This is a genomic window from Escherichia sp. Lx600-2, assembly GCF_036662595.1.
Classification (GTDB): Bacteria; Pseudomonadota; Gammaproteobacteria; order Enterobacterales; family Enterobacteriaceae; genus Escherichia; species Escherichia coli.
Genome location: NZ_JAYQWM010000133.1, coordinates 1 through 7,029, shown reverse-complemented (window position 1 = coordinate 7,029; position 7,029 = coordinate 1). Strand labels below are relative to the sequence as shown.

Here is a 7,029-nt window from a genome sequence, read left to right as displayed (position 1 = left end):
GCTTGTTCTAATGCCTCAATCAGTTCATCACGATGTAACCAAAGCGCCTCTGAAGGGTATTCTAATAAACGAGAAATCACTTTTAACGTCATCATAGTGCTTTCTCCTGTGTTGTTTTTGGTGTGATATCAATGGCATCAATACGTTTACTGTTAAACAGATTTGTTTTGCTATCACTACCATGGCAACCGTCACCAAAGCTAAAACCACAAGCTTTAGCTTCAGGGAAAGCTTCACGTGCTAATTCACGGTGACTAGATGGGATCACAAAACGGTCTTCATAATTCGCAATCGCCAAATAACGGTACATTTCTTGAGCCTGTGATTCAGTTAAACCCACTTGCTCTAGTGCACTAGTATCACATTGGTTTTCAACGGTTTCTGCACGTTTATAATGGCGCATCGCCAACATCCGTTTCAGTGCTAATAATACCGGCTCGGTGTCCCCCGCCGTTAATAAATTGGCAAGGTACTGCACAGGAATGCGCAAGCTTTCTACATCGGGTAATACCCCATTACTTGCCAATAGCCCTGAATCTGCAACAGATTGAATGGGTGACAAAGGCGGCACATACCAAACCATCGGCAATGTACGATATTCAGGGTGTAATGGCAGTGCCAACTTCCATTCCATTGCCATTTTGTACACTGGGGATTTTTGTGCAGCTTCAATCACGCTCAATGGTATCCCTTGTTTTTCAGCCTCAGCAATCACTTGCGGATCATGGGGATCTAAGAAAACATCCAACTGGCTTTGATAAAGATCGGTCTCTTTTTCCACACTAGCTGCTGACTCAATTTTATCTGCGTCATATAACAAAACGCCTAAATAACGGATGCGACCAACACAGGTTTCAGAGCAAACAGTTGGCATCCCAGACTCAATGCGTGGATAACAAAAAATACATTTTTCTGACTTACCGCTTTTCCAATTGAAATAGATTTTTTTATATGGGCAACCGGTTAAACACATACGCCAGCCGCGGCATTTATCTTGATCAATCAGTACAATGCCATCCTCAGAACGCTTATAAATGGCACCGCTTGGGCACGTGGCCACACAAGTAGGGTTCAAACAGTGTTCACAAAGACGAGGTAAATACATCATGAAGGTATTTTCAAACTGCCCATACATTTCCTTCTGAATGTGCTCAAAGTTTTTATCTTGTGCACGTTTAGAAAACTCGCCTCCCAGATCATCCTCCCAATTGGGGCCCATTTTTACATTGCTCATTCGCTCGCCCGTGATCAAAGAGCGCGGACGTGCCGTTGGCACATGTTTACCTTCTTTGGCATTTTTTAAATGGCCATAGTCATAATCAAATGGCTCATAATAATCATCTAATGCAGGGACATCGGGATTGGCAAAAATTTTGGATAAAACCCCAACTTTGTTACCCATTCGCGGCACTAATTTACCTTTGATAGTACGGATCCAACCGCCTTTCCATTTGTCCTGATCTTCCCAATTATGGGGATAACCAATACCCGGTTTAGTTTCGACATTATTAAACCAAGCGTATTCAACACCTTCGCGGCTGGTCCACACGTTTTTACAGGTCACTGAACAAGTGTGACAACCAATACACTTATCAAGGTTTAATACCATGCCGACTTGAGAACGAATTTTCATTATGCTTTCTCCTTTCCGCTCAAGGTCTGCTGGTAGTCATCACCTTCACCATCCAGCCAGTCAACCTGTTTCATTTTACGAACAACCACAAATTCATCACGATTAGAACCCACGGTTCCGTAGTAATTAAAGCTATAAGCAAGGTGCGCATAGCCGCCGATCATATGGGTCGGTTTCGGGCAAACACGCGTGACAGAGTTATGAATTCCGCCACGTTGAGCCGTAATTTCAGACCCGGGTAAGTTGATCAACCGTTCTTGGGCGTGATACATCATGATCATGCCATCAGGAATACGTTGGCTAACGATCGCTTTGGCGGTTAATGCACCATTACTGTTAAACGCTTCAATCCAATCGTTATCTTCAACACCCAGTTCGCGGGCATCTTCTTCGCTAAGCCAAACCACTGGCCCACCACGCCCTAATGTCAACATCAATAAATTGTCACTATAAGTTGAGTGGATACCCCATTTTTGGTGCGGAGTTAAGAAATTCAGTGCTTTTTCAGGGAAGCCATTAGGCTTTTTGCCCATTAATGGCTGAGCCGCCCGCGTATCAATTGGTGGGCGATACACGACGAGGCTTTCCCCGAAAGCACGCATCCATTCATGGTCTTGATAAAGTTGTTGGCGACCACTTAGCGTACGCCAAGGGATCATTTCATGAACATTGGTATAGCAAGCATTGTAAGACACATGTTCATCTTCTAAGCCTGACCATGTGGGGCTGGAAATAATTTTACGTGGTTGTGCAACAATATCGCGAAAACGGATTTTTTCATCTTCTTTATAACGCGCTAAATGGGTGTGGTCACGCCCAGTCACCTTACCTAACGCATCCCACGCTTTCACTGCAACTTGCCCATTGGTTTCCGGCGCTAAGGTTAGAATGACCTCTGCGGCATCAATTGCCGTTTCAATTTTAGGGCGGCCTTGATTTGCACCTTCTGGCTGGGTTTTATTTAATTTTTTCAGGAAATCAATTTCATCTTGTGTATTCCAATTGATGCCTTTACCCCCATTACCCAATTTATCCATGAGTGGGCCAAGAGAGGTAAAACGTGCATAAGTACTTGGATAATCACGTTCAACACACATAATATGCGGTGCTGTTTTACCTGGGATCAGGTCACACTGGCCTTTTTTCCAATCTTTAACATCCAAAGCTTGGGCCATTTCTGCCGCACTATCGTGCTGAATAGGCAGAGTCACCACATCGATTTCCTGACCTAAATGCCCCTCACTAACCACCGAGAAGGCTTTAGCAATACCCTTATAGATTTCCCAATCGCTTTTTGATTCCCAAGCTGGGTCAACAGCAGCTGACAACGGATGAATAAACGGATGCATATCTGATGTATTCATATCGTCTTTTTCATACCACGTCGCTGTAGGGAGAATGACATCAGAAAATAAGCAAGTACTCGACATTCTGAAATCTAATGTCACAACAAGGTCAACTTTTCCTTCAGCAGCTTTATCTTGCCATTCAACTTCTTGTGGTTTTACGCCACCTTGTTGACCTAAGTCTTTGCCTTGAATACCGTTTTCAGTTCCCAATAAATATTTCAATAAATATTCATGACCTTTCCCAGCAGAACCAAGTAAGTTAGAGCGCCAAATAAACAAGTTGCGAGGGAAATTTTGTGAGTCATCCGGTTGTTCCGAAGCAAAGCGGATCTTTCCTTCTTTCAACTGGTTAACAGTAAAATCAACGGGAGAAAGCCCCGCTTCTTGTGCTTGTTTGGCAATCTTCAGTGGGTTCACATTCAACTGGGGTGCTGAGGGTAGCCAGCCCATACGTTCGGCACGTACGTTCATATCCACCAAGCTACCATTAAAGGCTTTTTTATCTGCTAAAGGCGATAATAATTCCTCAGTACTTACCGTTTCATAGCGCCATTGGCTTGAGTGATTATAGAAAAATGACGTGCTGTTCATATGGCGTGGTGGACGCTGCCAATCAAGTCCAAATGCTAATGGCAACCAACCTGTTTGTGGACGTAATTTTTCCTGCCCAACATAATGTGACCAGCCGCCGCCGCTTTGCCCAACACAACCACAGAAGATCAACATGTTGATAATCGCACGGTAGGTCATATCCATGTGATACCAATGGTTAATCCCTGCCCCCACAATCACCATCGCACGGCCATGGGTTTTCTCAGCAGTATCTGCAAATTCACGGGCAATACGAATAATGTTTTGGCGGCTAACACCGGTGACTTTTTCCGCCCAAGCAGGTGAATAGGCTTTCATATCATCGTAATCAACCGCACAGTTTTCATCACCAAACCCGCGGTCGATACCATAGTTAGCAAGCATCAAATCATAGACACTGGTCACCAAAGACTCACGACCATCGGACAGCTGAATACGTTTCGCGGGTAATTTGTGCAGTAAGACGTCTTTCAGTTCAACGCTTTGGAAATGTTCACTTTCTAAACCACCAAAATACGGGAACCCTACATTCACCAACTCATCATGCATATCTGCAAGGCTAAGTTTCATTTTAATGTCATGAGCATCTTGCCCTGCCCTAGGTTCTAGATTCCATTTCTGACTACCATCCCAACGAAACCCCATCGACCCTTGTGGTGCACACAATTCGCCTGTTTCTTCATCAAAGGCGATAGTTTTCCATTCGGCGTTTTTTTCTTCTCCCAAAGAATCAACTAAGTCAGATGCTCGCAGCATCCGGCCTGCCACATAAGAGCCATCATCACGTTTATCGAGCATAACCAGCATTGGCATATCCGTATATGTGCGTATATATTCACGGAAATACTCGGCTTCACGCTTGACATGGAATTCATTGAGGATCACATGCCCCATCGCCATTGCCATGGCGCTATCTGTCCCTTGTTTTGGGTTCAACCAATGGTCACATAATTTGGCAATTTCCGCGTAGTCTGGCGTCACTGCGACCGTTTTTGTTCCTTTATAACGTACTTCTGCAAAGAAATGGGCATCTGGGGTCCGAGTTTGCGGAACATTAGATCCCCAAGCAATAATATAAGACGAGTTATACCAGTCAGCGGATTCTGGTACGTCTGTTTGTTCACCCCACGTCATGGGGGATGCAGGCGGCAAGTCACAGTACCAGTCGTAGAAGCTCAAACATGCACCACCGATCAACGATAAATAGCGCGCTCCCGACGCGTAAGAAACCATTGACATCGCAGGTATTGGAGAGAACCCGACAATGCGATCGGGACCAAACTCCTTGATAGTTGCCACATTTGCTGCGGCAATCAGTTCATTCACCTCTTGCCAACTTGAACGCACAAAGCCCCCGCGTCCCCTCGCCTGCTTATAGCTTTGCGCCTTTTGCGGATCACTGATGATAGAAAGCCATGCATTGACAGGGTCTTGATGTTCAGCTTTTGCTTCGCGCCACAGTTTAAGTAAGCGCTTACGCATCATCGGATATTTCACGCGATTAGCACTATATAAATACCATGAATAGCTCGCGCCACGCGGGCAGCCTCTTGGTTCATGGTCGGGTAGATCTGGGCGAGTGCGAGGATAATCAGTTTGTTGCGTTTCCCACGTGACAAGACCATTTTTGACGTAAATTTTCCAACTGCAAGAACCTGTGCAGTTAACGCCATGAGTAGATCGCACCACTTTATCGTGCTGCCAACGGCTACGATAACCATTTTCCCAGTCACGGTTTACGTTTAACTCTTGGCCGTGTTCACCTGAGAAGGTATCACCTAATTGCTTGAAATAACGAAATCTATCTAAAAACTTGCTCATTCGGATTGCCTCCAAAGAGACGGCGACTCGCGCCGTACATTGCTTAAAATTAATCTTTATTGCTTGTTATTATTTATGTGTACGCCCATAAACTAGCCAGGTGATAAACACACAGGAAAGATAAAACACAAAGAACACTTTCATTGCATCGGCGGGAGACCCAGTCAACGTTAAGGAGGTACCAAACGCTTTTGGAATAAAGAAACCACCGATGGCGCCTATTGCTGAGATAAAACCCAATGCTGCGGCACTTTCTGTTACTGCTTCTTTTTGTGCTTCTTGCTCTGAAGCACCTCGGGCAATGGCTTTATCCATAGTTAATTTACGAAAGACCACGGCTATCATTTGAAAAGTAGAGCCACTGCCTAACCCAGCGGTTAAAAACAGCACCATAAACACCCCATAAAAAGCACCAAAAGAACCACCTTGTCCGTTTTCAGGCAGGGTGAAAAATAGCAAGCCAGAGAAAATCGCCATCACAATAAAGTTAAGGAAAGTCACTTTGACTCCACCAAAGCGGTCTGACAGCATGCCGCCTAATGGACGAGCTAATGCACCAAGGAAAGGGCCAAAAAAGGCAAATTTGAGGATAATAATGTCGGGAAACTGGGTTTTAGAAAGCATGGCAAAACCAGCAGAAAAACCGATAAATGAACCGAAGGTAGAAAGATACAACAGGCTCAAAATCCATAAATGGCCGCGTTTAAGCACTGGCAATTGCTGTTTTAATGACGCTTTATTCGCCGCTAAATCATTCATGCCAAACCATGCCATCACTGTAAATAACAATAAAAATGGCACCCAAACCCAAGCGGCATTTTCTAGCCATAAGGTTGAACCATCGGGCTGTAATGCCCCAGTTCCACCCGCAAAGGCAAAAACACCCACCCCGACGATAAATGGTGCTACCAATTGCATTACGCTTACACCTAAGTTACCTAACCCCCCATTCAGACCTAGTGCTCCCCCTTGACGCGCTTTTGGGAAAAAGAAACTGATATTCGCCATGCTCGATGCGAAATTAGCCCCAGCAAAACCACAAAGAAGGGAAATAATGACAAATATTTGATAAGGCGTAGTTGGGTCTTGGATAGCGTAGCCAAGCCAAATACAAGGGATCACCAAAAATAGCGTACTAATGGCTGTCCAGCGTCGCCCACCAAAAATAGGAATAACAAAAGAATAAGGTACTCGTAATAAAGCCCCTGACACTGAAGGCAATGCTGTTAATAAAAATAATTGGTCAGTGGTAAAGTTAAAACCCACTTTGTTTAAATTCACTGCAACGGCACTAAATAACATCCAGACGCAAAATGCGAGCAACAAACAAGGGATAGAAATCCACAAATTACGCTCTGCAATTCGTTTTCCTGTTTGCTGCCAAAATTGCGTTTCTTCAGGACGCCAGTCCTGAATAACACTATTGGCATTTTGCTGTGCAACTCCACTATTAACATTATCTCGTTGAGACATAAATCACCCCGATAAACACAATTTCTTATCGCAGTGTGTGGCGAATATGTCGCCGCGAAGCTGATCTAAATCAAGACAGATTTAAATCAAATTTTGTGCGTTTTTTGGATAAACCACCAGAGGAGTATGGGGAGTACAACCATTTAATCATTTGAATTAAAT

The 7,029-nt window shown here is 44.4% G+C and carries 3 protein-coding genes; all 3 read right to left on the bottom strand.

Annotated elements, in window-relative coordinates:
* Nucleotides 1-91: 91 nt before the first annotated feature.
* The 3 genes from narH to OQV04_RS22820 all read right to left on the bottom strand — a co-directional run bounded on the left by narH (nt 92) and on the right by OQV04_RS22820 (nt 6,867).
* The gene (gene narH, locus OQV04_RS22830; RefSeq protein WP_129466499.1) at nt 92-1,633 is read right to left on the bottom strand and encodes a nitrate reductase subunit beta; all 1,542 of its coding nucleotides are present in this window, start codon (nt 1,631-1,633) and stop codon (nt 92-94) included.
* Nucleotides 1,633-5,394, bottom strand: a complete 3,762-nt coding sequence (locus OQV04_RS22825) for a nitrate reductase subunit alpha (RefSeq protein ID WP_198860950.1) — start codon at nt 5,392-5,394, stop codon at nt 1,633-1,635. Before OQV04_RS22825 ends, narH begins: the two co-directional genes overlap by 1 nt.
* Nucleotides 5,395-5,463: 69 nt before the next feature.
* Nucleotides 5,464-6,867 carry a NarK family nitrate/nitrite MFS transporter gene (locus tag OQV04_RS22820; protein WP_042845590.1) on the bottom strand — a complete coding sequence of 468 codons (1,404 nt, stop codon included), beginning with the start codon at nt 6,865-6,867 and terminating at the stop codon, nt 5,464-5,466.
* Between the last annotated feature and the right edge of the window lie 162 nt (nt 6,868-7,029).